31 protein-coding genes are annotated in these 24,828 nt (G+C 62.4%); 14 read left to right on the forward strand and 17 right to left on the reverse strand.

Features of this window, described 5'->3' with window-relative positions; translation table 11 throughout:
• Positions 1 to 87: 87 nt before the first annotated feature.
• From AC2FNJ_RS09750 to AC2FNJ_RS09760, 3 genes are all read right to left on the reverse strand, one after another.
• Positions 88 to 630, reverse strand: coding sequence for an NADPH-dependent FMN reductase (locus AC2FNJ_RS09750; RefSeq protein WP_496764037.1), 543 nt, complete (start codon positions 628 to 630; stop codon positions 88 to 90).
• Positions 631 to 772: 142 nt separating this feature from the next.
• The gene (locus AC2FNJ_RS09755) at positions 773 to 1,444 is read right to left on the reverse strand and encodes a YiaD family glycine zipper/OmpA-like lipoprotein (protein ID WP_496764038.1); all 672 of its coding nucleotides are present in this window, start codon (positions 1,442 to 1,444) and stop codon (positions 773 to 775) included.
• A 172-nt stretch (positions 1,445 to 1,616) separates the two neighbouring features.
• The gene (locus AC2FNJ_RS09760) at positions 1,617 to 2,468 is read right to left on the reverse strand and encodes a methylated-DNA--[protein]-cysteine S-methyltransferase (protein WP_496764039.1); all 852 of its coding nucleotides are present in this window, start codon (positions 2,466 to 2,468) and stop codon (positions 1,617 to 1,619) included.
• A gap of 119 nt (positions 2,469 to 2,587) precedes the next feature.
• On the opposite strand from AC2FNJ_RS09760, the gene AC2FNJ_RS09765 reads away from it, so the two are divergent.
• The 4 genes from AC2FNJ_RS09765 (at position 2,588) to AC2FNJ_RS09780 (ending at position 5,421) form a co-directional block, all read left to right on the forward strand.
• Positions 2,588 to 3,037: a MarR family winged helix-turn-helix transcriptional regulator gene (locus AC2FNJ_RS09765; RefSeq protein ID WP_496764040.1), complete on the forward strand. Its 450-nt coding sequence runs from the start codon at positions 2,588 to 2,590 to the stop codon at positions 3,035 to 3,037.
• Position 3,038: 1 nt separating this feature from the next.
• On the forward strand, positions 3,039 to 3,680 hold the full coding sequence (locus AC2FNJ_RS09770) for a cysteine hydrolase family protein (RefSeq protein ID WP_496764041.1): 642 nt from the start codon (positions 3,039 to 3,041) through the stop codon (positions 3,678 to 3,680).
• Positions 3,681 to 3,790: 110 nt separating this feature from the next.
• Complete coding sequence (gene nth, locus AC2FNJ_RS09775) at positions 3,791 to 4,435, forward strand: endonuclease III (RefSeq protein ID WP_496764042.1); 645 nt, start codon at positions 3,791 to 3,793, stop codon at positions 4,433 to 4,435.
• Positions 4,432 to 5,421: an adenosine kinase gene (locus AC2FNJ_RS09780; RefSeq protein ID WP_496764043.1), complete on the forward strand. Its 990-nt coding sequence runs from the start codon at positions 4,432 to 4,434 to the stop codon at positions 5,419 to 5,421. Before nth ends, AC2FNJ_RS09780 begins: the two co-directional genes overlap by 4 nt.
• 1,030 nt (positions 5,422 to 6,451) lie before the next feature.
• Here the strand turns inward: AC2FNJ_RS09780 and AC2FNJ_RS09785 are convergent.
• Positions 6,452 to 6,937 (reverse strand): RNA pyrophosphohydrolase, encoded by a 486-nt coding sequence (locus AC2FNJ_RS09785; protein ID WP_496764044.1) that lies wholly within the window; start codon positions 6,935 to 6,937, stop codon positions 6,452 to 6,454.
• Positions 6,938 to 7,070: 133 nt separating this feature from the next.
• Here AC2FNJ_RS09785 and AC2FNJ_RS09790 point away from each other — a divergent pair, with 133 nt between their 5' ends.
• Together AC2FNJ_RS09790 and AC2FNJ_RS09795 are read left to right on the forward strand one after the other, a co-directional pair.
• A complete protein-coding gene (locus AC2FNJ_RS09790; RefSeq protein ID WP_496764045.1) occupies positions 7,071 to 9,098 on the forward strand; it encodes an FAD-dependent oxidoreductase in 2,028 nt (675 codons plus the stop codon).
• A 70-nt stretch (positions 9,099 to 9,168) separates the two neighbouring features.
• On the forward strand, positions 9,169 to 9,789 hold the full coding sequence (locus tag AC2FNJ_RS09795; RefSeq protein ID WP_496764046.1) for a hypothetical protein: 621 nt from the start codon (positions 9,169 to 9,171) through the stop codon (positions 9,787 to 9,789).
• Positions 9,790 to 9,939: 150 nt separating this feature from the next.
• Here the strand turns inward: AC2FNJ_RS09795 and AC2FNJ_RS09800 are convergent, their stop codons facing one another.
• Positions 9,940 to 10,380: a DUF4399 domain-containing protein gene (locus AC2FNJ_RS09800; protein ID WP_496764047.1), complete on the reverse strand. Its 441-nt coding sequence runs from the start codon at positions 10,378 to 10,380 to the stop codon at positions 9,940 to 9,942.
• Between the two features lie 233 nt (positions 10,381 to 10,613).
• On the opposite strand from AC2FNJ_RS09800, the gene AC2FNJ_RS09805 reads away from it, so the two are divergent.
• Positions 10,614 to 11,519, forward strand: a complete 906-nt coding sequence (locus tag AC2FNJ_RS09805) for a LysR family transcriptional regulator (protein WP_496764048.1) — start codon at positions 10,614 to 10,616, stop codon at positions 11,517 to 11,519.
• A gap of 72 nt (positions 11,520 to 11,591) precedes the next feature.
• Here the strand turns inward: AC2FNJ_RS09805 and AC2FNJ_RS09810 are convergent, their stop codons facing one another.
• From AC2FNJ_RS09810 to AC2FNJ_RS09830, 5 genes are all read right to left on the reverse strand, one after another.
• Positions 11,592 to 12,302: an SDR family NAD(P)-dependent oxidoreductase gene (locus AC2FNJ_RS09810; protein ID WP_496764049.1), complete on the reverse strand. Its 711-nt coding sequence runs from the start codon at positions 12,300 to 12,302 to the stop codon at positions 11,592 to 11,594.
• Between the two features lie 65 nt (positions 12,303 to 12,367).
• The gene (locus AC2FNJ_RS09815) at positions 12,368 to 13,270 is read right to left on the reverse strand and encodes an OmpA family protein (protein WP_496764050.1); all 903 of its coding nucleotides are present in this window, start codon (positions 13,268 to 13,270) and stop codon (positions 12,368 to 12,370) included.
• Positions 13,267 to 13,839, reverse strand: a complete 573-nt coding sequence (locus AC2FNJ_RS09820) for a peroxidase-related enzyme (protein WP_496764051.1) — start codon at positions 13,837 to 13,839, stop codon at positions 13,267 to 13,269. The genes AC2FNJ_RS09815 and AC2FNJ_RS09820 overlap by 4 nt, the downstream gene beginning before the upstream one ends.
• A gap of 16 nt (positions 13,840 to 13,855) precedes the next feature.
• Entirely contained in the window at positions 13,856 to 14,566 is a 711-nt protein-coding gene (locus AC2FNJ_RS09825) for a GNAT family N-acetyltransferase (RefSeq protein WP_496764052.1), read from the reverse strand.
• Complete coding sequence (locus AC2FNJ_RS09830) at positions 14,563 to 15,285, reverse strand: competence/damage-inducible protein A (protein ID WP_496764053.1); 723 nt, start codon at positions 15,283 to 15,285, stop codon at positions 14,563 to 14,565. Before AC2FNJ_RS09830 ends, AC2FNJ_RS09825 begins: the two co-directional genes overlap by 4 nt.
• A gap of 50 nt (positions 15,286 to 15,335) precedes the next feature.
• Here AC2FNJ_RS09830 and sfsA point away from each other — a divergent pair, with 50 nt between their 5' ends.
• Both sfsA and map read left to right on the forward strand, forming a co-directional pair.
• Complete coding sequence (sfsA, locus tag AC2FNJ_RS09835; protein WP_496764054.1) at positions 15,336 to 16,028, forward strand: DNA/RNA nuclease SfsA; 693 nt, start codon at positions 15,336 to 15,338, stop codon at positions 16,026 to 16,028.
• 84 nt (positions 16,029 to 16,112) lie between these two features.
• Entirely contained in the window at positions 16,113 to 16,925 is an 813-nt protein-coding gene (map, locus tag AC2FNJ_RS09840; RefSeq protein ID WP_496764055.1) for a type I methionyl aminopeptidase, read from the forward strand.
• Here the strand turns inward: map and AC2FNJ_RS09845 are convergent.
• The 3 genes from AC2FNJ_RS09845 to AC2FNJ_RS09855 all read right to left on the reverse strand — a co-directional run bounded on the left by AC2FNJ_RS09845 (position 16,913) and on the right by AC2FNJ_RS09855 (position 18,948).
• Positions 16,913 to 17,095 (reverse strand): hypothetical protein, encoded by a 183-nt coding sequence (locus AC2FNJ_RS09845; protein ID WP_496764056.1) that lies wholly within the window; start codon positions 17,093 to 17,095, stop codon positions 16,913 to 16,915. The genes map and AC2FNJ_RS09845 overlap by 13 nt on opposite strands.
• An 87-nt stretch (positions 17,096 to 17,182) precedes the next feature.
• The gene (gene rsmD, locus AC2FNJ_RS09850; protein WP_496764057.1) at positions 17,183 to 17,740 is read right to left on the reverse strand and encodes a 16S rRNA (guanine(966)-N(2))-methyltransferase RsmD; all 558 of its coding nucleotides are present in this window, start codon (positions 17,738 to 17,740) and stop codon (positions 17,183 to 17,185) included.
• On the reverse strand, positions 17,737 to 18,948 hold the full coding sequence (locus AC2FNJ_RS09855; protein WP_496764058.1) for an NAD(P)/FAD-dependent oxidoreductase: 1,212 nt from the start codon (positions 18,946 to 18,948) through the stop codon (positions 17,737 to 17,739). Before AC2FNJ_RS09855 ends, rsmD begins: the two co-directional genes overlap by 4 nt.
• A gap of 97 nt (positions 18,949 to 19,045) precedes the next feature.
• Here AC2FNJ_RS09855 and AC2FNJ_RS09860 point away from each other — a divergent pair, with 97 nt between their 5' ends.
• The 3 genes from AC2FNJ_RS09860 (at position 19,046) to AC2FNJ_RS09870 (ending at position 20,259) form a co-directional block, all read left to right on the forward strand.
• A complete protein-coding gene (locus tag AC2FNJ_RS09860; protein WP_496764059.1) occupies positions 19,046 to 19,531 on the forward strand; it encodes a peroxiredoxin in 486 nt (161 codons plus the stop codon).
• Between the two features lie 121 nt (positions 19,532 to 19,652).
• Complete coding sequence (locus tag AC2FNJ_RS09865; RefSeq protein WP_496764060.1) at positions 19,653 to 19,898, forward strand: glycine zipper 2TM domain-containing protein; 246 nt, start codon at positions 19,653 to 19,655, stop codon at positions 19,896 to 19,898.
• 13 nt (positions 19,899 to 19,911) lie between these two features.
• Entirely contained in the window at positions 19,912 to 20,259 is a 348-nt protein-coding gene (locus AC2FNJ_RS09870) for an EF-hand domain-containing protein (protein ID WP_496764061.1), read from the forward strand.
• A gap of 60 nt (positions 20,260 to 20,319) precedes the next feature.
• On the opposite strand, the gene AC2FNJ_RS09875 is transcribed toward AC2FNJ_RS09870, so the two are convergent.
• From AC2FNJ_RS09875 to AC2FNJ_RS09890, 4 genes are read right to left on the reverse strand one after another with little or no spacing between them, the layout of a single operon-like run.
• The gene (locus tag AC2FNJ_RS09875; RefSeq protein WP_496764062.1) at positions 20,320 to 20,613 is read right to left on the reverse strand and encodes a 4a-hydroxytetrahydrobiopterin dehydratase; all 294 of its coding nucleotides are present in this window, start codon (positions 20,611 to 20,613) and stop codon (positions 20,320 to 20,322) included.
• Positions 20,610 to 21,797 (reverse strand): GNAT family N-acetyltransferase, encoded by a 1,188-nt coding sequence (locus tag AC2FNJ_RS09880; RefSeq protein ID WP_496764063.1) that lies wholly within the window; start codon positions 21,795 to 21,797, stop codon positions 20,610 to 20,612. Before AC2FNJ_RS09880 ends, AC2FNJ_RS09875 begins: the two co-directional genes overlap by 4 nt.
• A 45-nt stretch (positions 21,798 to 21,842) precedes the next feature.
• Positions 21,843 to 22,613 carry a glycerophosphodiester phosphodiesterase family protein gene (locus tag AC2FNJ_RS09885; protein ID WP_496764064.1) on the reverse strand — a complete coding sequence of 257 codons (771 nt, stop codon included), beginning with the start codon at positions 22,611 to 22,613 and terminating at the stop codon, positions 21,843 to 21,845.
• Positions 22,610 to 23,068, reverse strand: coding sequence for a RidA family protein (locus AC2FNJ_RS09890; protein ID WP_496764065.1), 459 nt, complete (start codon positions 23,066 to 23,068; stop codon positions 22,610 to 22,612). Before AC2FNJ_RS09890 ends, AC2FNJ_RS09885 begins: the two co-directional genes overlap by 4 nt.
• A gap of 329 nt (positions 23,069 to 23,397) precedes the next feature.
• Between AC2FNJ_RS09890 and AC2FNJ_RS09895 the strand changes: the two genes are divergently transcribed.
• Together AC2FNJ_RS09895 and AC2FNJ_RS09900 are read left to right on the forward strand one after the other, a co-directional pair.
• Positions 23,398 to 24,207, forward strand: coding sequence for an MlaA family lipoprotein (locus tag AC2FNJ_RS09895; protein WP_496764066.1), 810 nt, complete (start codon positions 23,398 to 23,400; stop codon positions 24,205 to 24,207).
• Positions 24,197 to 24,805, forward strand: a complete 609-nt coding sequence (locus AC2FNJ_RS09900; RefSeq protein WP_496764067.1) for an MlaC/ttg2D family ABC transporter substrate-binding protein — start codon at positions 24,197 to 24,199, stop codon at positions 24,803 to 24,805. Before AC2FNJ_RS09895 ends, AC2FNJ_RS09900 begins: the two co-directional genes overlap by 11 nt.
• Positions 24,806 to 24,828: the final 23 nt, after the last annotated feature.

Consider the following 24,828-nt stretch of genomic DNA (forward strand, 5'->3'; position numbering starts at 1 on the left):
ATCACGTCTTGCCGGGTTTCGACGGGGCCATCATCCTTCATGCCGGCGAGACTAGCAGCCCGGCCGGCCAGAGCAAGCGGCGGTGCTTCAGTACCCGGCTTCGGCACGCAGTTTCTGCATCAGGAGGCGCAGCGAGCTCTCGTACCGTTCGCTGATCAGCCTGCCGGTCTCGTCGAACTCTTTCGAGCTTCCGGCAAGGTGTATCTCGGGCCCCTGCAACAGCCGCGTCTGGAACGGCACCATGAAAGAACGCAGGATCATCTGGGCGCGCTCACCGCCTGCGCGACCCGCGGCGGCGGACATGACGGCAACTGGTTTGTCCTGCCACGGGTTGCCCTTGGTCCGGCTGACCCAATCCAGCGCGTTCTTCAGAACCCCTGAAGGCCCCTTGTTGTATTCCGGCGTCGAGATGACCACCGCGTCGGCCGCGGCGATCTGATCGGCCAGCAATTGCACCTTGTCGGGAATGCCTTCGGCCTCTTCCCTGTCGCCGTGGTAAAGCGGCAGATCCAGATCGGCCTCGATGAACGTGCCCGGATCAAACAGCCGCGCCGCCTCGCGCATCAGCTTGCGGTTCGTCGCGCCCTGCCGCAAGGAACCGGACAGGCCCAGGAGAATCGGATGGGTCATTCTGGATGCTCCACTGTGTTCGTTTGCCGATACCTAGCCCGCCCTGCGCGCAGACCAAACCCCGAGTGACGCGCAGTCACTGTGCGGATACCAAAAAGGGCCGCGACTCGCGGCCCTGTCCGATGGCTGGTCCAAAACCAGGTCAGGCGTTGCCGCTGGGCACGACGACGATTTCGACCCGACGGTTCTGCGCCTTGCCCTGCGGCGTCAGGTTCGAGGCGATCGGATTGTTTTCACCCTGGCCGATGGTGGTGATCCGCGCATAGCTCACACCGTTCGCCTGCAGGATGTCGGCAACGGCGTTGGCGCGGCGCTCGGACAGACGCAGGTTGTAGGCGGCATCGCCATCGCTGTCGGTATGGCCGATGATCTGCACGTTAGATTTCGGGTAGTTGACCAGGTTCTGACCGACTTTCACCAGATCCGCCCGCAAGGCGGGGCGCACCGTGGCGCTGTCCGTGTCGAATGTGATGTCGTTGGGAACCGTGACGATCAGCCTGTCGCCGGCATTGACGACGGTGATTCCGTCATTGGCCAGTTGCTGACGCAGCTCCGCCGCCTGACGGTCCAGTTGGTTGCCGATGGCGCCGCCCGCGGCGGCCCCGATGGCAGCGCCGGCCAGCGCGCCAAGTCCCGGGTCCGAGTCGTTGGCCAGGGCACCGACGCCCGCGCCCAAGAGCCCACCGATGAGCGCGCCGCCCTTTGCGTTCTGGTTCGGATCGCCCGGGGCCGTCAATGTGCCCGGATCGGTACAGGCGCTCAGACCCAATGCCGCGCAAACGCTCGTCGCCAGAGCAAACTTTGAAATCGTCATGGAATCACCTTCTGCTCAGATACCCGTTTGTCGGGTCTGTTTGATTGCGCCCAGCATAGCACGGCAAGCAAAAGCAACCACAAGCAACAAATCGGTGAGATCGGCAAATCCTTGCCCAATCAAGCCGCGCCCTTGGCACCGCATCCCCGAACCCGCGCCGGGGTTCCGAGGTTCATGCCTCGGCCCGTGCGCTTTCATAGGCCAAAATGGCGCGCTTGACAGGCAGGCCCCAGTGGTAGCCGCCCAGTCCACCGGATTTCCGCAGGGCGCGGTGGCAGGGGATCAGCCAGCTGATCGGGTTGCGCCCCACAGCGGTGCCCACGGCGCGCACGGCCCGTGGCGATCCGATGGAATGAGCGATCTCGGAATAGGTGGTCACATGCCCTGACGGTATGTGCAGCAAAGCCTCCCAGACCTTGATCTGCAGAGGAGCTCCGATCAGATAGAGCGGCGTCGGCTCCAGCCTGTCGCCGGCCGCGCCGAAGGCGCTCAAGACCCAGGGACGCAAACGCATCGGATCCTCAACGAAAACGGCCTTGGGCCAGCGCGACAGCATGTCGTCCATCGCGGCCTCCTCTCCGGTTTCGGCGCTGAACGCGATGCCGCAAATGCCCTTGGCCGTGGCCATGACCAGCGCCGGGCCGAACGGGCTTTCGAACCAGCCCCAGAAAATCTCCAAACCTTCGCCCTTGCGCGCGTAGTCGCCGGGGCTCATCGCCTCCCACCGGATGAACAGATCGTGCAGCCGGCCGCTGCCGGACAATCCGACGTTGTGAGCGGTTTCCAAAGTGGTGAATCGCTCGCGCAAGAGAGCCTTGGCGTGGCCCAGAGTCAGGTACTGCTGATAGCGCTTCGGTGAAACGCCGGTCCAGCGTGAAAAAAGCCGCTGGAAATGGGCCGGGCTCATGTTCATATGACGGGCCAGTTCATCCAGCGACAGGTTTTCGCCGCCCTGGTCGATCAGTTCGATCGCCCGGCGCATGACCCCGTAGTGATAACCGTTTTCGGTGTTCTGGACATTCATGACTCACCTCTCGATCCGTGCACTACCCTATCCCGGTTCACCCGCCCCATCGACCCGTTTCCTGCGCATGTTTTGTCAACTTAGTTGACGAATCATCCTAGGAGTCCTACCGTGGCCACATGACCGAGAAGACCGACCTGTTGTACGAAGCCATTCAAGCCACGCGCCCGTTGCTGCGCAACATCACCGCTGCCGTCGAACGCGGTACCGCACCATACGGGATCACGGTGGGTCAGCGCGCGATACTGGAAGGGCTGCACCTGTCACCCGGATCCACCGCGCCGCAGCTCGGCGCGGCACTGCATCTGAAACGCCAGTTCGTTTCCCGCATCCTCAAGGAGGTTCTTCAGGCCGGTCTTGTCGATGCGCGTTCCAATCCCGATCACGCCAGGTCGCCCTGCTACTGGCTGACCCGCAAGGGCGCGGCCGTGATCGAAGCGATCCGCGACGCCGAAACCGCGCGCGTTGCCGAAATCGCGGGGCAATTCACCGAGGCCGAGATCACGGCGCATCACAAGGTTCAATTGGCGCTGACCGGGTTCTTTGCCGGAGAGGCCGGAAAGGGCTGACATGACCGCATTCTGGATTCTGCTCATCGTTACATCGGGTATCGTTGCCTATCTCCTCCATGGCATTCGAAAAGCGACGGTGCCGACACGCGGCCGTTGCATCGACCGGAACACCAGAACCGGTCGCGCCCTTGTCGTGATCGACATGCAAGAGGATTTCACCGGGCGAAACGGCGGCCATCGCTGGGACGGCGCGGAACTGAACCAGGTGTTCGCCAGGATCCGGGCATTGGTTGCCGAGGCCGAGCAGCGTGGCGATCCGGTGATCGTGGTCCGGCAGGTTTTTCAGGGATGCCTGGCCAATACGCTCAACGGATGGTTCAATCGCGGCCTCGGCAATCGGGACTCGCGCGGATTGAAGCTGGACCCGCGACTGGACATCGCGGCCACGGCCGATTTCGAGAAACCCCTGTCCGACGCGTTTTCCTCGAAAGCCTTCGAGGCGTTTCTTGCGCAGAATCGGATCGGTTCGCTGGTTCTCTGCGGCCTCGATGGCTGCCACTGCGTCAAGACCACGGCGCTTGGCGCATTGAACCGGGGCTTCGACGTGAAAATCGACCGCCGCGCCGTTCTGGCCGCCGATGCCGAGCGTTGGGACCGGATCGAAAAACATCTTGAAGCACAGGGCGTCGCGGTCGTCTGACGCCGGCCCCGCATGCCGGTGTCACCCTGCATGCACAGTCCCGGCGGCGCGGCGGAATGGCGCTCGGATTTCAATTGCGGGCCACCGCGTCCCAAGGCATTAAGGCCCGGATGGCAAAGCAACTCGACTATCACACGATCCGCGAGATCTTCACCCGGTTTCGGGAAGCGAATCCTGAACCCAAGGGTGAGCTGGAACATGTGAATGCCTATACGTTGGTGGTGGCCGTCGCCCTGTCGGCCCAGGCCACGGATGCAGGCGTGAACAAGGCGACGCGCGACCTTTTCAAGGTCGCAGACACGCCGCAAAAGATGCTGGATCTGGGCGAAGAGGGCCTGATCGAACACATCAAGTCGATCGGCCTCTACCGGAACAAGGCCAAGAACGTCATCAAGCTGTCGCGCATTCTGGTCGAGGACTATGGCGGCGAGGTGCCCAATTCCCGCGCCGCGCTGCAATCGCTGCCCGGCGTTGGCCGCAAGACCGCCAATGTTGTTCTGAACATGTGGTGGCGACACCCGGCACAGGCGGTAGACACCCACATTTTTCGCGTCGGCAACCGGACGGGGATCTGCCCCGGCAAGGATGTCGATGCGGTCGAGCGCGCCATCGAAGACAACGTTCCGGCCGATTTCCAGCTGCACGCCCATCACTGGCTGATCCTGCACGGCCGGTATCACTGCAAGGCGCGCAAACCCTTGTGCGGCACCTGCATCATTCGCGATTTATGTCAATTCGAGGACAAGAACCTATGAAGACCTATCAGATCGTCGGCATCGGAAACGCCGTCGTGGACGTGATCAGCCATGCCGACGACAGTTTCCTGGAAATCATGGGAATAGAAAAAGGCATCATGCAACTGATCGAACGCGAGCGGGGCGAAGTGCTCTATGCCGCGATGGACGACCGGGTGCAGACGCCAGGCGGTTCGGTTGCCAACACGATTGCCGGCGCAGGGGCGCTGGGGCTTGAGGCCGCGTTCATCGGGCGCGTGCACGACGATGCGCTGGGGCGCTTCTATGCCGATGCGATGAACGAGGACGGGGTGGATTTCGTGAACCCGCCGGTGCCGGGCGGCGAGTTGCCGACCTCGCGCTCGATGATCTTCGTCTCGCCCGATGGAGAGCGGTCGATGAACACCTACCTGGGCATCTCGTCCGAACTCAGTTCCGCCGACGTGCCGAAAGAGGTGGCGGGCAACAGCCAGATCATGTTCCTCGAAGGCTACCTGTTCGACAAGGACAAGGGGAAATCAGCCTTTCTGGAGGCCGCCCGCGACTGTCGCGAGGGCGGAGGCAAGACCGGCATCGCCATCTCCGATCCCTTCTGCGTCGAGCGGCACCGGGCGGATTTCCTGTCGCTGATCGAAAACGAACTGGATTTCGTGATCGGCAACGAGGCCGAGATCCGATCGCTGTTCGAGACCGACGACCTGGAACACGCGATGCGGCGCACGGCGGCGATCTGCCCGCTGGTGGTCTGCACCCGTTCGGGCGACGGGGTGACGGTTCTGAACGGCGGCGGCCGCATCGACGTTCCGGTGGAAAAGGTTGTGCCGGTGGACGCCACCGGCGCGGGCGACCAGTTCGCCGCCGGGTTCCTGTTCGGCATGGCGACGGGCCGCGACCTTGAAACTTGCGCCCGCATCGGCAACGTCTGCGCCCGCGAGGTGATCAGTCATATCGGTCCGCGTCCGGATACCAACGTGTTGGAGTTGTTGAGGGAGGAAGGGTTGGTTTGAGGGGGGGTGTTTTGTGGGAAAGATGGAATGCGGGGGACAACCAAGTTGCGGAGCCAGAGTCCAACGAGAGTTCGAAGTTGAGGAAATCAATCTCTAGCGCGCTGACTGCTTAGCCGCGCAAAAAAATTCGCTCTCGAAAAAGGCTGTAGCCATAGGCAGAAATTGCAAGAAAAAGAAACAGAATTGTCAGCCTAAAATCTGGAACTTGTTCCGAAGCCGTACACCCAAATTGCCAAAATCTACATTCGTGACCCACTGGGATTTCTCTCAATTTGAAATGTGGGGCGGCCACCGATAAAAAGAGACAATACGCCCCGAGCACCACAAAGACCTCTGAAACCAAGCCTCGCGAGGAAAATGTTCGATGTGTCAGACCATAACCTGTCAGAAGAAGCCCACCGAGCGGTGCAAGGACTAGCAGCGCATCTCTATACGTTGATGATGCCACCACTTTTTCCATTTCTGCACTGGCCTTCACAACAACAACGCCGATACCGGTCACTATCCCGACGACTGATAAAACCAGTATTCGGTGTAAGAATTTCACATCCCTTTTTTTCACTTGGGCGGCCGAGTTTCTCTGTTGAGCTGTGTAATGTAGATCTTAATAGATGCAATCGCTATCCAAGCGAAAATGACCAGAATTACGAAAGGCCAAAGTCCCCAAACTATTCTTTGCACCTCGTCTGCAAAAACACCAAAGTCGAACTTTCCCACCGCAAATAGGCCCACAATAGCTATCCACGGCCAAGGCTTTGTCGCTACCTGAATTACTGCTTGACCGAATGCTCCCGCCAGGAGCGCGACTGGGACGGGCAACTTGACCTCCAAAGATTGTCTGCCAACTTCACTAGACGTTTCAATTCGCGACGCCGCGATTACAATAATCTCCGTACTATTTAGGCACAACAACATTGCACAACGACGAGCGGCACATTGAACTTTACGAGAACTCCCAAAACTTCCCAACGGGTTTCGTGCCGCAAGCACTAGCTTTGAGGTTCGTTTCGACTCAAATTAGCTTCAACCCTCACCCCAAATACCCCCGAAACGCCTCCATCACCCGCTCATAGACGTCCCGCTTGAACGGCACGATGTCCTCGATCAACTGCTCCGGGTCCTGCCATTTCCAGCGGGTGAATTCCGGGTGGTCGGTCTCGATGTCGATCTGGTCGTCTGTCCCCAGAAACCGCAGCAGGAACCATTTCTGCTCCTGCCCGCGATAGCGGCCCTTCCAGATCTTGGGCACGATGTCGTGCGGCAGGTCATAGGGCAGCCAGCCGTCGGTTTCGGCGACGACTTCGACGAGTTCCGGTTTGACGCCCGTTTCCTCCCGCAACTCGCGCAGCGCCGCCTCGCGCGGGTCTTCGCCCTTGTCCACGCCGCCTTGGGGCATTTGCCAGGCGTCCTCGAACCGGTCGTTGCGCTGGCCGACGAAGATTTTTCCCTCGGCATTCATCAGCATCACGCCGACACAGGGGCGATAGGGCAGTTTGGCGATCTGGTCCGGGGTCATTTGCGGCCTCTTGCGGTGATGATCCCCGTCTAGCAAGCGCCGCCGCGTCAGCAAAGGGGGTGACGTTAGGTTTCGCGTGACAACATTGACGTGCGCATAAATCTTCGGCCCGAACCGTGAGGGAGAGTTTTCGATGACTGCGTACCCGAACCTGCTGGCCCCGCTGGATCTGGGCTTTACCACGTTGAAGAACCGCGTGCTGATGGGCTCGATGCATACCGGGCTTGAGGAAACCGGCGACTGGAACCGGGTGGCCGAGTTCTATGCCGCCCGCGCGCGTGGCGACGTGGCGCTGATGGTCACGGGCGGCATCGGGCCGAACCTCGAAGGCTCGGTCCTGCCGGGGGCGGCGATGATGACCAGCGACAAGGACGTGGCGAACCATTCGATCGTCACCGACCGGGTGCATCAGGCGGGTGGCAAGATCGCCATGCAGATCCTGCATGCGGGCCGCTATGCCTATGGTCCGAAATGCGTGGCGCCCAGCCCGGTCAAATCGCCCATTTCGCCCTTCCCGCCGACCGAGTTGGACGAGGAAGGGATCGAGAAGCAGATCAGCGATATCGTGAACGCCGCCGTGCTGGCCCGGAAGGCGGGCTATGACGGGGTCGAGATCATGGGGAGCGAGGGGTATTTCATCAACCAGTTCCTGGTGACCCACACCAACAAGCGCACCGACCGCTGGGGCGGGTCCTATGAGAACCGGATGCGTTTAGCCATCGAGGTGGTGCGCCGCACCCGCGCGGCGGTGGGGACCGATTTCATCATCATCTACCGGCTTTCGATGATCGACCTGGTGCCCAATGGCTCGACTCATGAAGAGGTGGTGCAGCTGGCGCAAGCGGTCGAAAAGGCCGGGGCCACGATCATCAACACCGGCATCGGCTGGCACGAGGCGCGGATTCCGACCATCGCCACCAGCGTCCCGCGGGCGGCTTTCGCATGGGTGACGAAGAAGCTGATGGGCAAGGTGGGGATTCCGGTCATCACCTCGAACCGGATCAACACGCCGGAAGTGGCCGAGCAGGTGCTGGCCGAGGGCTGCGCCGACATGGTCTCGCTGGCGCGGCCGATGCTGGCGGATGCGGATTTCGTGGCCAAGGCCATGGCCGGCGAGTCCGCCAAGATCGCGCCCTGCATCGCCTGCAACCAGGCCTGCCTGGACCACACGTTCAGCGGCAAGCTGACATCCTGCCTCGTGAACCCGCGCGCCTGCCATGAAACCGAGCTGGTGATCGAAAAGGCCGCCACGCCCAAGCGCGTGGCCGTCGTGGGCGCAGGTCCGGCGGGCCTGTCCACGGCGATGACCGCGGCGGAGCGGGGCCACGACGTGACCGTGTTCGACAAGGCCGACGAGATCGGCGGGCAGTTGAACATGGCCAAGCAGGTGCCGGGCAAGGAAGAGTTCTGGGGCTTGGTGGACTGGTATCGCACCATGCTGGACGATCTGGGCGTCAAGGTCGAACTGGGCCGCACGGTCGGCGCCGACGATCTGGCCGGGTTCGACGAGGTGGTGATCGCCACCGGCGTCAACCCGCGCGACCCGCAGATCCCTGGACAGGACCGCGACAACGTCCTGAGCTATATCGACGTGCTGCGCAGCAAGGCGCCCGTGGGCAAGTCCGTCGCCGTGGTCGGCGCGGGCGGCATCGGCTTCGACGTGTCGGAATACCTGCTGGAGGAGGGCCATTCGCCCACCACCGACCTGCCCCTTTGGATGAAGGAATGGGGCGTCGCCGACCCCGAGCAGCACCGCTCGGGCCTCGCGCCCGAAGGCCCGCAGCCAGAGGCGCCAAAGCGGCAGGTCACGCTGCTGCAGCGCAAGAAACAAGCGCATGGCAAGGGGCTGGGTAAGACCACCGGCTGGATCCACCGCGCGACGCTGAAGATGAAGGAAGTCAACTTTGTTGGCGGCGTGAATTACGAGCGGATCGACGATGAAGGCCTACATGTTTCCTTCGGCGAAGAGCGCGCCGACCCAACCGTGATCCAGGCGGATACGATCGTGTTGTGCGCCGGACAGGTGCCCGAGCGCAGCCTGGCTGACGCACTGATCGAACGCGGGATCACCCCGCATGTGATCGGCGGTGCCGACGTGGCCGCCGAACTGGACGCCAAGCGGGCGATCAACCAGGGCACACGGCTGGCGGCGGCGCTGTGATCGGATTTGGGGAGATCGCGCAAAAGTGGTAGGCTGAGGCATTAATTGAACCGGATTTGGACTGAATGACATGGCCGATGCCCTTACCTATGTCCCCTTGCTGGACAGCGACGAAGCTCTTTCGGAATACCGATTCCGTGTGTTGGACCCGATGCATGGCAGCGAAGAAGGTCTGGAAACGGCCGCGCCGGCAGCGCCTCCGGCGGTGACGCTCGATCAGCACTTTGTCAGTTCGGTGGCCTATGTGCGCGATGCCAAAGGCAAGCTGAACTGGTTTTCCGGCCTGTTCCAGGGTGGTGCCGAAGGCAGCTCGGTCGGTGTGGTCCAGGAAGCCAAGATGTTCACAACCGGTGAGATTGAAGGCCAGAAGGTCGAAATCGGCGTCGCGGTGCAACTGCGGATCGAGGCCACCACGTTCAAAAGCAACGTGCAGGTGTCCGTACCGAACATCGCCGCCGAAGCGCAACTGGGGCTATCGCGCGCCCAGATGGAAATCAGCGTTCGCGGGTATTCGGGAAATCTGGGCGACATGCTGCCCGTTCCGGCCGGGGTGGACCTGACCTCTTACTCCCACTACCTGGACGCATTCTCGAAACTGCAGCGGCACGTTTTCGGCACGGGCGGCAAGGCGCATTTCTCTCCGGTCGTTTTGGGCAAGGTTCTCACCGTCGGGGCGAGCGCCGGAACCTGACTTCCATCGTCGCGGCCATTGCGCCAGTTTTTGGAACCCGGCACATTTCCGGCGCTTGACGGAACGACAAACCCGTCCCTTTCGCCTGTCAATGACAAAGGCTCAAGCAGTTGTTTTCACACGGCTTCCACCGTGTTTTGGCGGCTTGCCCTATTCCACGTTGATCGTTATCACCTCGGACATGACCGGTGTCGCGTGCGGAACATGCGCATGATCCCCAAGGACCAACTGCAACGTATGCGGACCCGGCGCCAGATCCAGCGTCACTTCAGTCTGTCCGGCGCCGAAATGCAGGTGGTTGTCATCGGCCGGAACGCCATATGTCAGTTCTTCCGCACCGTCCTCGCCCTGGCCAAACGGGGGCCGGTCGATCAGCAAATGATGATGCCCGGTATTTTCCTTTTCGGTACCCGCGGGGGCAACGCCCATGCCCTTGAGGCCGAACACCACCGTCACCGGTGATGTCACGGTGTCCCCGTCCGACAGGTTGACGAAATAGACTTCTGCATCGGGGCTGGCGGGGGTTTCACCGCCAGCATAAGCCAGAGATGCGATCAGACACGCGGTTACGGCTGCGATCAGACTTCTCATGAATTCCCCTCCCGATTGTTTGAAATCGCCTGTGCGCAAGGCGATCACTTTGCAAGACTTTTTGCTGTCAGGTCGATGAGTCGCAGCTTGATTATACATGGATTTCGCTGTTTTTCGGTTTCCGCGTGGCGAACGATCCTTGCGAAATCCCCGATATTATCCCATCGCCGCCGTGATCTCGCCCAGATTTGCGGCGACAACGTAACCAAAGAATGAAGAGTTGGGGTTGCGGTATGGATCGACTGACCGAAATGGAAGCATTTGCCAATGTGGTGGATCAGGGGGGGTTCACTGATGCCGCCAAGAAGATGGGCATCTCCAAATCGGCGGTTTCCAAGCATGTTTCCAGTCTGGAGGCGCGACTTGGAGCACGGCTTTTGAACCGGACGACGCGCCGGGTTTCACCGACGGAAATCGGGCTGGCCTACTATGACCGCGCCCGCCGGGTGCTGAACGACGCCGGCGAGGCCGACGCCCTGGTCACATCCATGCAATCGGCCCCCTCCGGGCTGTTGCGCATCAGCGTGGCGACCGATTTCGGGGTCAACCACCTGTCACCGGTGCTTTCCAGCTTTCTGGCCAGTTATCCGGACATCACGGTGAACATGGTCCTGAACAACCGCTATGTTGAACTGATCTCGGAAGGGTTCGACGTGGCGATCCGGATCGGGGAACTCGAAGACAGCACCCTGCGCGCGCGCAAGCTGACCGAAACGGTCAAACGCATGGTGGCCTCTCCGAAATATATCCAACGCTACGGCCGCCCCCAGAAAATCGACGACCTGAACGAGCACAAGCTGTTGCATTATTCCAGCCAGTCTTCGGGCAATGTCTGGAAACTGACCGCGCCTTCGGGAGAAAAAAGGCAGGTTCGCACCGCCGGTTGGCTCAGCGTGAATGACGGCCAGTCGCTTCTCAACGCGGCCATATCGGGGTTGGGGATCGCATATCTGCCAAGCTATCTTTATGCGGACTCGCTGAAGAACGGGTTGGTGGAAGACGCCATGCCCTCGTTGCCCGACGAGGTGCAGGGCATCTATGCCGTATACCCGCCGGGCCGGTTCACGCAGCCAAAGGTGCGTGCCTTCATTGACTTCCTCGTAGACTCCTTCGCCGAAAAAGGTCCGATGGACTGGTGATCGTCTTTCTCCCGCAACTTCGGCGACCCGCGCCTCTGGCGCGGGTTTTTCTTTGCCGATCCGGTTGCGCGGTCAGAATTTCTCGACCCAGGGCCGGATGTCCAGTTCGTTGGACCAGGTGGACCTGTCCTGACGGATCAGATGCATGTATTCCCGCGCGATGGCATCCGGATTCAGCATGCTGTCCGGCGCGTCCGAAGGCTCGGACCGCAGATCGCTGCGAATGGCGCCGTCGATGTTCACCCAGACCACGTGAATACCCTTGGGATGCAATTCTCGCGCCATGGATTGGGCAAGGCCCCGCTGTGCGAACTTGCCCATGGCAAAAGGTGCGGACATCGGGAATCCCTTGACGCCCGCAGAAGCGCCGGTGAACAGGATCGTCCCCCGACGGCCGTCCGACATCTCTTGTTTCAACATGCGCCTGGCCGCCGCCTGGCCCAGCAGGAATGCCCCGAAAGCCGTGACTTCGACGGCCTTGCGAACGGCCTTGGGCTCAAGATCGGCAATCGGGCCGCGCTGACGCGACGACGGGTTGTAGCAGGCCACCCGCAACTCTCCCGGCAGGCCCGCTACGAGTTCGGCCACGCCTTCGATGTCCGTGGCATCAAGCTCGTGCACCTTGGCGTGGGTCTCCGAGACGAGGTCCGACAGGTCGGACGTATCCCTCGCAACAAGGTGCAACGTGTAGCCCGCCCGCGCCAGTTCACGCGCAAACGATGCCGACAGGCCCGATCCCACACCGACGATCAGAGCGACGGGTTTCGATGAACGGTTTTGCATGGCTGGCCCTCCCGGATGCTCAGGATGACAGGATTGGCGCGTTCACGCAAAGCAATTGCCGGATTTCAGTTGACCAGCAAGACCGCCTCGACCCGGCGGTTTCGTTCGCGCCCCTCGGGGGTTTGGTTGGAAGTCAGCGGCGCGAGATAGCCGACGCCCTGCGCCTCCAGCCGGCCGCGATCAACACCATGCGCCGAAACCAGCCGTTCCAGAACGGCCTCGGCCCGGCGTTTGCTGAGCGAGATGTTCGTGTCCAGGGCGCCCACATCGTCGGTATGGCCGACCAATGCGACACGCAGGTTCGGATCGTCGGCCAGCAATCCTGCCAGCGTTTGCAGTGAAGCGAACGGCCCCGGTCCCAGCGTATCGTCGCCGGTTCCGAAATCGAGGTCGTCCAGAATCGCGCGCCCGTTGAGCCCAAGATCGGTCAGCAGCCCCTCGGGCCCGGCCTCGGTTTCGTAGACCACAAACGGCACTTCGGCCTCGATCTCGGGGGGGACAACGCTGATGATCTGCACATAGGCATCAGGTGGATTGCGGCTGACCAGCAGGCTGAGCGCCTCGTCGCCGCGCACCGCCGAGACGAAGCGGTAATCGCGGAGCGCCACGTACATGTCGGGATTGGGCACGACTTCGGTGCCGAAACGGAAATCGAAACCGCCGCACTGCCGCGCCTCGCACTCCAGCACGATCTCGAATCCCTGCGCCTCAATCTGTTCGCGCAACGGAGCGAGGATCTGCAAGGTCGTACTGGACCCCGCCTGAATGCGCCAGGTGCGGCGTTCGACCCGGCCTTCAACCGTGCGGGAGGGCACCCGTCCCGACGCGAACACACCGGTCGGCAACTGGTAGCTGTCGAAGGGGCTGATCCGTTCGGTCAGCTGCCGGGCGCCACTGGGCAGCGCAAGCTGCTGGGCCGAAAGCGGACCCGCCGCAATCGCGGCGCAGAGAAGAAGGGGCCGGATCATCGAAACTGGGAATGGTACTCTTCATTGGGCACCATGGCCGTTGCACTGGCCACGCGATTGGACATGTTGAAGAACCCAGCCACATTGGCGATGTCCCAGATGTCGCGGTCTGAGAACCCGACGTCGCGCAGGCGCTGTCGGTCGGGTTCCTCGATCTCGGCGCTGGCGGTCGTCATCTTGGCGGCAAAGTCCAGCATGGCGCGCTGACGCTGATCCAACGGGGCGACGCGATAGTTCATGACCAGCATCTCGCCCAGTTGCGGATCGCCCGACAACTGCCGCACCGCCGCGCCATGCGCCACCAGGCAATAGAAGCATTTGTTGATCGACGACACCACGACGGCGATCATCTCGCGCTCCAGCTTGGAAAGCCCGCTATCGGCCAGCATCAGGTCGTTGTACATCGCCGTGAAGGCGTTCAGCTTGTCGATGTCGAAGGCGTTCGCCTTGAGGACATTCGGCACGAGGCCCAGCTTTTCCTGGCAGATGGCGAAGTACTTCTGTGTCTCGGGCGGCAGCGGATCCACCATCGGCAAGTCGAGCGCGGTGGGCTGTTTCTGTTTCGTCACGTCTGTCTCTCTCCCCTCAGACAATCTGGCGATAGTGATACTCTCCGGCCCTTTGCATTCCGAGAGAGCGGTAAAGACCATTGGCCCCGTCATTCGCCTTGGTGCAGATCACGCTAAGGGTATGGGCGCCGTTGTCCAGCGCCCAAAAGGCCGCGCCGCGCATGGCCCGTTGGCCCAGCCCCTGCCGCCGCTGATGCGGCAGGATCTCGAGCGCATGCACCATCGCGACACCATCGTGAATAGCGACAAAGCCCGCACCGCCCGGTTTGTCCCGGTGCCGCATCAGCAGGCCGGTCTTTGGGCCCTTGGCCCTGTCCATCACCGCCAGCCGCTCCGGCCCGATCCCCGCAGCGGCCCAGATTTCCCGCATGATGGCCAACGGCTCCCACAGGGCAAAGACGGTGACGCGCGGGACTGGGGTGTCCGTCAGCTGTGCGACCGGACAGGAGTAGATGTTGACCGGATCGAGAATCTCGTAACCGCGCGCGGCAAGCATTGCATCCAGCACCTCGTCACCCGGGCGCAGGCAGAAGATCCGTTTTTGGCCCATCTCCAGCATCGCCCGCTCGGCGGCGTCAATGTCGGATACGGACACATCGCCGATCCGGCTGGCCGACGACACGCGCGATCCGCCGCCCTGCCCCCGGCGCAGCAGAAACGGACCGCAGCGTACATACTGAGCGGCAGGCCAGGTGCCATCGACCACCTGCGCCCAGTCGATCGTCAAAGCGCAAGCTCCTTGGCAAGGCGTGTCGCGGCGGCGTCGATCCGGGCTCCGTCGGTGCCGCGAATCACGACATTGGCGCCGAAGACACCGTTCACCTGAAACGGGTAGCATCCGATGGACAGATCGTCGAAGGCCGCGGCCAGCAGCGACAGGGTTTCCGCGATGTCGCCCTCGCCCCGGTTCACGCGCAGGGTCTGCGACATGAGCGGAGCCCCGCCGGTCAGAGTGGGCAGAACGCTTGCCACCATCGCCTGGAACACCAGCGGCACGCCCGCCATGACATGCACGTTGCCAAGGGTGAATCCCGGCGCGGCCGAGACCGGGTTCTCGATCAGGGTCGCCACGTCCGGAATCCGCGCCATCCGCAATCGGGCCGCGTTCAGGTCCAGCCCCGTTTTCTCGTAATGCGCCTCAAGAAGCGCGCGGGCATCGTCGCGAACACCGATTCCGACGCCAAAAGCGCGGGCGATGGCATCGGCGGTAATGTCGTCGTGGGTCGGCCCGATGCCGCCGCTTGTGAAGACATGGTCGTAGGCCGCCGACAGATCTTTGACCGCCTTTTCGATGGCGGACTCGTCGTCGCTCACGATGCGAACTTCCTTGAGGTCGATGCCATGCTTGGTCAGTTCCCCGGCCAGGAAATGCATGTTGGCGTCGCGGGTGCGGCCGGACAGGATCTCGTCCCCGATCACCAGCATCGCGGCGGTTGGATTGGCCATGGCGCCACCTCCTCTTGAACGTGTCACAGCGCAGGTATAGGCCCGGACCCATGCGCTTTCAAACCCCTCTTGTTCCCGCCCGCCTGATCCGCCGCTACAAACGCTTTCTGGCCGACTGCCTGCTCGAAGACGGGCGCGAGGTGACGGCACACTGCGCCAATCCCGGCAGCATGATGGGGTTGGCGGACCCGGGAACGAAAATCTGGCTGGAGCCGAATGACGATCCGAAGAAAAAGCTGAAATACGGCTGGCGGCTGGTCGAACATGAAGACGGACATTTCACCGGCGTCGATACCTCGGTGCCGAACAGGGCGCTGCGGGCGGCACTTCAGGCGCGCGAGCTTCCCGAACTGGCCGCATATGAAACCGTTCGGGCCGAGGTGAGATACGGCAGGAACAGCCGTATCGACTTTCTGCTGACCCAACCAGGGCTGCCGGACGCCTATGTTGAGGTCAAAAGCGTGACCCTGTCCCGCCAACCCGGCCTGGCCGAATTCCCCGACGCCGTAACCGCACGCGGCACCAAGCATATTGGCGAGTTGGCGGCGATGGCCGAGCGCGGGCACAGGGCCATCCTGCTGTATCTGGTGCAGCGCACCGACTGCGACCGGTTCGAACTGGCGGCGGACATCGATCCGGCCTACGCGGCAGCAAACAAGACGGCACGGGCAAAAGGCGTTGAAAGCCTGGTCTATGCGACCCAAATCACCCTTGAAGAGATCAGGATCGGTTCTACCCTCTGATCGCCGCGACCCCGCGCCCTCTGGCACTTTCTGCGCAAGCAGCGTAAAGAGGGTGCTGCGCGCAACAATTGGAGCCCCGCGTTGATGAAGGAACACCGTGGCCGCCTGACCAAGGACGGCATCCGCATCTATGAACAGGCCGACTTTGCCGGGATGCACGCGGCAGGGGCGGTGGCTGCACGGATCCTCGACGACATTGCCGAGCATGTGTTTCCCGGCCAGACCACGGGCGAGATAGACCGGATCATCACCCGGATGGTCGAGCAGGCCGGTGCGAAATCGGCCACCATCGGCTACAAGGGCTATCAGCACGCCAGCTGCATCTCCGTCAATCACGTGGTCTGCCACGGCATTCCCGGCGACAAGAAGCTCAAGGACGGTGACATCCTGAATATCGACGTGACCGTGATCGTCGATGGCTGGTTCGGCGACAGCAGCCGGATGTATGTCGCGGGCAAGCTTCCACGCAAGGCCGAACGGCTGATCCAGGTGACACATGATGCGCTGTTCAAAGGCATCGAGATGGTCAAGCCCGGCAACACGTTCGGCGATATCGGCCATGCCATCCAGACCTATGTCGAGGCGCACCGGATGAGTGTCGTGCGCGATTTCTGCGGTCACGGGCTGGGCCGTGTGTTCCACGCGCCGCCGAACGTGCTGCACTATGGTCGCCCGGGAACCGGCGCCGTTCTGGAAGAAGGCATGTTCTTTACCATCGAGCCGATGGTGAACCTGGGCCGCCCCGAGACCAAGACGCTGGCCGATGACTGGACCGCCGTGACCCGCGACAAGTCGCTGTCGGCACAGTTCGAGCATTCGGTGGGCGTGACGGCGAATGGCGTCGATATCTTTACCCTGTCACCGGCAGGCAAGTTCCACCCGACCTATTCGTCCTGATTCTCGGCCTCCTGCGCGCGCCAGATGGCGAGCAGCACGGTCTCTCCCCGCCAGGGCGTTACGGCATCGTGTATGAAGACCGGTGCGCCACGGGGTTTCCTTGGCGGCCCGGTGGTGGTTTCTGCGTCCTGTGTGAAGCCCCAGGGCGGAGCCGTCAGTGCACGGTCCATGACCGGCAACCTAGCACAATCCGGGCCAGGATCCCAAATGACCAACTGGTGACGACGGCGAGAGCTCGATCTTCCGCAAGGCGCGGGTCAGGCCGCGGTCCCTCGCATCAGCGTGACATGGGTATCCCCATACCGGCGGCTGTCCAGAAGATCGAAGCCGGGGGGCGCGGACATGGGCGCGTTTTCCTCCCAAACGATCAGCGCACCGTCTGCGATCCAGTTGCCGGCAAGGCATGCGGCAAGGGCCTTGTGCCCGAGCCCCTTGCCATAGGGCGGGTCGAGAAAAAGCAGATCGAACGGCGCGCCGGGATTGACGCCGAGCCGGGTTGCGTCGCGACGGATCAGTTCCGTCCGGTCCGCACTGCGCGTGAGGTCGATGTTCCTGCGGATCAGGTTCTGCGCGGTGCGGCCGTCATCGACGAAGGTCACATGCTCTGCACCGCGCGACAGTGCTTCCAGCCCCAAGGCGCCGGTGCCGGCAAACAGATCCAGGACCCGCAACCCGTCCAGATCGATCTGGTGCACCAGGATGTTGAACAGGCTTTCGCGCACCCGATCCGAGGTCGGGCGCAGATGCGCGCCCGCGTCGCCCTTGCCCACCGCGGCCAGGGTTCGGCCACGGAAGTTCCCCGAAATGATCCTCACGCTTTCAGCAACGGCTTCAGATCGGTCCCCGGGTCCGCGACCACCGCAGGATCGGCGGACTTGCCCGAGTCGATCAGCCGTTTGCCAACCATGTATGCGCGCGGATCGTTCATCGCGTCCACCGCCACCAATTGTCCATCCTTGTAATACCAGAACGAGGTCGCCGGCCCCTCTCCCTGCCGCGTCACCACCCGGTCATAGCCGGTGTTCAGGCCGGCGATCTGAAGTTTCACGTCATATTGGTCGGACCAGAACCAGGGCTGCGCGACATAGTCCTTGCCCGCGCCCAGCATGTTCTGCGCCACCAGTTCCGCCTGATCGATCGCGTTCGGCACGCTTTCCAGCCGGATTCGCGCGCCCTTGTACGGAAACGACGTGCAGTCGCCCGCAGCCCAGATCGACGGGTCCGAGGTGCGGCCGTGCGAATCGGTCTTGATGCCGTTCTCGATGTCCAATCCCGCGGCCTGGGCCAACGCGGTGGAAGGAACAATCCCAACTCCCACGACCACGAAATCGACCGGCAGTTCGGTTCCGTCGGTCAGCACCGCTCCGGCAACCTTGCCATGCGCGCCGGTGAGGCGCTCCAGACCAACTCCTTCGCGGATGTCCACGCCGTGCCCGCCATGAAGCGCGCGGAAATAGTCGCTGGTTTCCGGCGCAGCCACCCGTTGCAGAATGCGGTCGGCCATTTCCACCAGAGTCACCTGGACGCCGCGCTTTGCGCAGACCGCCGCGGCCTCGAGGCCGATATAGCCGCCGCCAACGACCAGGGCGCGCGCGCCTTCGGTCACCGAGGGCGCCATGGCATCGACATCCGCCAGATCCCGGACCACATGCACCCCCTGCAAGTCCCCGCCGATGGCTGCCGGCAGTCTGCGCGGATCCGATCCGGTGGTCAGCGCCAACTGGTCGTAGGACAGGGTTTCGTCACCCAGAGCGATGGTCTTTGCGGCAGGATCGATGGAGGTCACACGCTGGCCAAGGCGCAGCGTGATGTTCTGTTCGTCATAGAAGCTTTGCGGCCGAAGGAACAGGCGCTCCAGCTCCATTTCCCCCAACAGGTATGCCTTGGACAAGGGCGGCCGCTGATAGGGCAGGACCGGTTCGGCTCCGATCAGGGTGATTGCGCCTTGAAACCCCTCCTTGCGCAGCCTGGCAACAAGGGATGACCCCGCCTGTCCGGCACCAATCACGACAATGTGGCTCATGTTCCTCCCGCCCTGTCGATTACCCATGGTCATACTCACCCGCTCAGCTATATGCCGGAGATAGCCGAACCGCAAACCCAACGAGGAGATGAGAAAGATGATTTCGACCGGAGACAATCTGCCCGACGCAACCTTGACGATGATGGGAGCCGAAGGGCCCGAACCGGTGTCGATGTCCGACAAGGTGAAAGGCCGCAAGGTGGTGATCTTTGCGGTGCCCGGCGCGTTCACGCCCACCTGCCATTCGGCGCATGTGCCCAGCTTCATCCGCACCAAGGCGCAGTTCGACGAAAAGGGCGTGGATGAGATCATCTGCGTGTCGGTCAACGACCCGTTCGTCATGAAAGCCTGGGGCGAGGCAACCGGAGCCGCCGCGGCCGGCCTGACCATGCTGGCCGACGCCCAATCCGAGTTCACCAAGGCGATCGGCATGGAATTCGATGCGCCGCCAGCGGGACTGATCGCGCGGTCGAAACGCTATGCGATGCTGGTCGAGGACGGCAAGGTCGTGGCGCTCAATCTCGAAGAAAACCCCGGTGCGTGCGAGGTTTCCGCCGGCGAGGGGCTGTTGGCGGCGATGTGACCGCTTTGGCCCCGGTTCGGGCCGGGGCCGCAAGTTGCCGTTTTTTGCGCATAGGCCGGTTGTCGCTTGCCGCGGTTCCGGTTTGCGAGAATACTTGTTCCGCAAACAGGGGAGATATTGCATGAAACTCAAGTTGATTGGCTTGGTGCTCGGTGCCAGCGGTGCACTTGCCGCTTGCGCACCGGCGCCGACGCCTCAGGCCCAGGCGGCAAGGCAGCACGAGATCGCGTGCCTCAGTGGCAGCATCGGCGGCGCGCTGATCGGAGGCGCGATCGGCAACCAGTTCGGCGGCGGGTCCGGGCAGGCCATCCTGACTGCGGCAGGCGCGGCGGCGGGCGCGACCTCCGGACAACGTTACGCGTGCTGAGGGAGAAAACCGGATGAAAATGCGACTTGCACTGATCCTCGCGTCCTTTGCCGCGGCCTCCGTGGCGTCGGCACAGGTGGCCGGGTTGAACGAGGCCGAACTGGCCGCCATCGACAAGAACAACGACGGGTTCCTGTCAAAGGAAGAATACGACGCCTTTTCCGACTATGCGTTTCAGGCCATGGATGCGGACAAGAACGGAACGCTCGGCCAGGCCGAAGCCAAGCCGTTTCTGGACATCAAACAGTTCCAGCAGATCGACAAGGACGGCGACAATTCCGTGACCAAGCTGGAATTCGGCACCCACCTGTCCGAGGAGTTTTCGGCCGCCGACAAGGACGGCAACGGCATACTCGATTGAAAGCGGTCCGGGCCGGCGTGTCGCCTTGCCGGCCCGGTGCCGATCATCTGAAGTTCCAGGTCAGACCAGCGCGTCCATCTTGCGCGCCAGTTTGGCGTCAAGCGACGACAGACCGCCCACGTCGTGGGTGGACAACGTGACTTCGACCGTACGGTACACGTTCGACCATTCCGGGTGATGGTTCCATTTCTCGGCCCAGATCGCCACACGGGTCATCCATCCGAAAGCTTCCACGAAATTGTCGAAGATGAACGTCTTGGTGATCGCATCCCTGTCCTTGACCATGGTCCAGCCGTTCTTGAACAGCGGGTCCAGGAGAGGTCCGCGGGTCTCGTTGGACAAGAGTTCGGTCATTGCTGTTCCTCCGGGTTCGACTTCCTGAACGGGCCATAGTCCGTCAGGATTTCAATCTCTTCCCCGACGGCTTCGCTTTCGGCCTCAAGATATCGTCTGACCGCCGAGGCGAAACCGGGATCTTGGATCCAGTGCAGGCTGTGCGTGCGCGTCGGCATATATCCGCGCGCCAGCTTGTGTTCGCCTTGCGCACCGGCTTCGACCCGCTTCAACCCAAGGGCGATGGCCAGGTCGATCGCCCTATAATAGCACAACTCGAAATGCAGGCAGGGGTGATGTTCGATACAGCCCCAGTACCGCCCGAACAGGGTTTCGCGTCCGATGAAGTTCAAGGCCCCGGCCACCGGATGCCCGTCACGTTCGGCCAGAACCAGCGCCACATCCTCCGCCATCGTGTCATGCACGATGTCAAAGAAAGCACGGGTCAGATAGGGTGATCCCCATTTGCGCGATCCGGTATCCTGATAGAACACCCAGAAGGCATCCCAATGTTCGGGCCGGATTTCCCCGCCCGTCAGCGTTCTGATGCCGCCTCCAAAGCCCTGGGCCTGCGCGCGCTCCTTCCGTATATTCTTGCGCTTGCGCGACGAGAGCGCCGCAAGGAAGTCGTCAAATTCCGCATAGCCTGCGTTCAGCCAGTGGAATTGCTGAGACGCGCGGTGCAACAGGCCCATTGCCTCGCCCGCGCCGGCCTCGTCCTCGGTACAGAAGGTGGCGTGCAGCGAGGAAACGCGATTGTCCGATGCAAGTTGGACCGCACCCTGAACCAGAGCGGACATGCCGATCTCGCCATATCCCGGCCGCACCAGAAACCGGCGGCCCGTCGCCGGCGTGAAGGGCACCGCGATCTGAAGTTTCGGGTAATAGCGCCCTCCGGCCCGCTCATAGGCGTGCGCCCAGCTGTGGTCGAAAATGTACTCGCCCTGACTGTGCGACTTGGCGTACATCGGCGCGGCCGCGATCAGCATCCCGTCGAGATAGGCGGTCAGGTATTGCGGTTGCCAGCCGGTGCCGGGGCCGACCGACCCGCTTTCCTCCAAAGCGGACAGAAAGCGGTGGGTCGTGAAGGGATCGAGCGGCCGACCGCCATCCGCGGTTTCCGGACAGGCACAGTTGTCCCAGTCGCGCGCATCTATCTGGGCGAGCGATCCAAGAACCCTGACCTCGATCTGTGCCTGATCCATGCCGCCTCCATGCCCAGACTCTATCTGTGCTCGCGTGGGCCGGGATCAAGCCGCGGGCCGGGCCAAATAGCCTTCGAAGGTGATATTGTCCGCAATCCGGCGGGCCTTGGCCTCTTGCTCGGCGGCCCGCACCGTCCAGCACAGAACCGGAACCCCGGCGGCTTTCAACTCTGCCACGCGCGGGCGGTCCAGATCCGTCACCTCATGACTGATGAAGGCCGAACCCGACCGGTCGAAATCGGGGATATCGCGCAGACGCGCGCAGAGCGGATCGGGCAGCGGCCATTCGGTGGGGTCGTAGGCGCTCGTCACGATGCCGCGCGGCAGGTCAGGTGCCAGGCGGGCCAGTTTCGCCACGCTGTTGGGGTTGAACGACATCACCGCAACCGGGCCGGCATACCTTGCCAGCGCGCGGACTGTCGCTTGTTCCAGAGTGCCGATATCGGTTCCCATGGCCCCGTCCTGATCCTTGAGTTCGATCAGCAAAGGCACGCGCCCGGACACGATCTCCAGCACGTCTGACAGCGTCGGAATGCCTTCGCCATCGCCGTCAAGCAAGGCGGTCTCGCCGGCCTCGGCTGCAGTCAGTTGGCGGATCGGGCCGCATCGCCCGGTCAACCGGCCCAGATCATAGTCGTGAAACACCATGGCCTGACCGTCCGCGGTCATCTGCAGGTCGATTTCGATGGCGTAACCGAACTCGACCGCGGCCCGGATCGCCGCGCGGCTGTTTTCCGGACGCCCGGCGCGCAGATCATGCAGCGCCCGATGGGCGATCGGGCGCTCGAAAAAGGCGCGCGGCAGCGGCGGTGTCATCGGATTTCGAAAATGCCTTCGATCTCGACCGCGACGCCCAGCGGCAAGGCCGCCGCACTGACGGCGGCGCGGGCATGGCGCCCCGCCTCGCCCAGCGCCTCGCCCAGAAAATCGGATGCCCCGTTGATCACTTGGGGTTGCTGGGTGAAATCGGGCGTGGAATTCACGAAACCGGTCAACTTGATGACCCGAACAAGACGCTCGATATCGCCGTCGCATGCCGCCTTTACCTGCGCCAGCAGGTTGATCGCGCAGACCTTCGCGGCCGCGGCGCCGGCGTCCACGTCCAGATCATCTCCGAGCTTGCCGGTGATCAGACCGCTTTCATCCTTGGAGATCTGACCGGAGACATAGACGAGGTTGCCGACCCGGACGAACGGCACATAGTTGGCCGCGGGCGCGGGCGCTTCGGGCAGGGTGACGCCCAGACTTTCTAGTTTCGCTGCGATGCTCATGAATCGCTTCCTCCGCTGTTCAGGTTCGCGCGGACGCTAGCCGGGATCAAACCCCGCGAAAAGCACAAAACCGGCGCTTTTGCGCCAACAGGTGCCAAATCCGTTGAAACTGCGTGTGGCGTGCTATCTGCACGAGATACGCGCCTATTCTCTCATTCCGGGCCGAGAGTCAGTCCCTTCTTTACGTCCGGACGTGTCCGCGATAGACGCTTGTGTGTTTTGTGTCCGTCGCGCATTCCCGAAGCGTTCGCGAATTTGGCAGCGTACCGGTTGATTGCAAAGTGGAACTTCTGATTTGCCAGGCCGTCCGCCGTGGAGTAACGAAGCCCGTGTTCAACCGTTCCATCCCCAAACTCCTGCTGGTTCTGGTCACAGCGACGGGATTGACGGCCTGCGCCCAGAGACCCGATGCGGCGGCCCCGAGCGGCATCAACGACCCGTTCGAAGGAACCAACCGCACGATCCACGAGTTCAACCGTGGTGTGGACCGGTTCTTTTTCCGGCCTGCCTCGAAAGGCTATGTCACGATCGTCCCCGAGCCGATGGTGACGAGCTTCAACCTGTTTGCCGAAAACCTGACGATGCCGGGTCAGGCGGTCGATTTCCTGTTGCAGGGAAAGCCGAAGGAATCGGGCATCGCCCTGCTCCGGTTTGTGGTCAATTCGACCGTCGGGATCGCGGGGCTGGGCGATCCGGCCAGCGATCTGAAGATTCCGCGCGTCGATACGGATTTTGGCGAAACCCTGCACGTATGGGGTTTTGGAGAAGGCGCCTATGTCGAATTGCCCTTCTATGGCCCGTCAACGACCCGTGATGCGGTTGGCGTGATCGTGAACCTTTTCACCAACCCGATAGACTTTGCGCCGACCCGCCCGGTAGACAATGCCGGCCTTTACGCCGAGGTCGTACGCCGCATGGGCGACCGGGGCCGGTACTCCGACACGGTCGACTCGATTCTGTACGGCAGCGCCGACAGTTACGCCCAGGCGCGCCTGATCTATCTTCAGAACCGCCGTTTCGAACTGGCAACCGACGACGAGGACGCCTATCTCGGCCTATATACCGATCCCTATGCCGAGATCGGACCGGACCCGTCCGACCCGTCACTGGACCCATATGAGGATCCCTATGCAGAATAGCTGGATGAACCGTCGAAATTTCCTGGCCGCCGCCGTGACCGGCGCGAGCCTTGCCGCCCTGCCATTGCCCGTGCTGGCGCTGACCGAGGCCAGCGCCAAGCAACTGGTGGACAGCGTCGTGGCCGACATCAACAGGGTGATCGACTCGGGCAAGTCCGAAAACGCGATGCTGCGGGACTTCGAAAAGATCTTCGTGCAATATGCCGATGTTCCGATCATGGCCCGCTATGCCTTGGGGCCGGATGCGCGCACGGCTTCACCCGCCCAGATGCGGCAGTTCACCAAAGCGTTCCAGCGATATATCTCGCGCAAATACGGCCGCCGTTTCCGCGAATTCATCGGCGGAGAAGTGACGGTCCGGAACGCCCGCAAGATCAAGGCCGGGTATGAGGTGCGCAGCACCGTCAAGCTGCGCGGCGAAGCTCCGTTCGAGGTCACGTTCCTGGTTTCGGACAAGTCCGGGAAGGACAAGTTCTTCAACATGTTCATCGAAGGCGTGAACATGCTGCTGACCGAGCGCACCGAAATCGGGGCAATGCTGGATGCGCGCAAGGGGAATCTGGATCAGTTGATCCGCGATCTGGGCAACACCGCGTAACTGCACCGCCCGTGCTCGGATCA

It is taken from the genome of Ruegeria sp. BHSB196 (assembly GCF_059613135.1).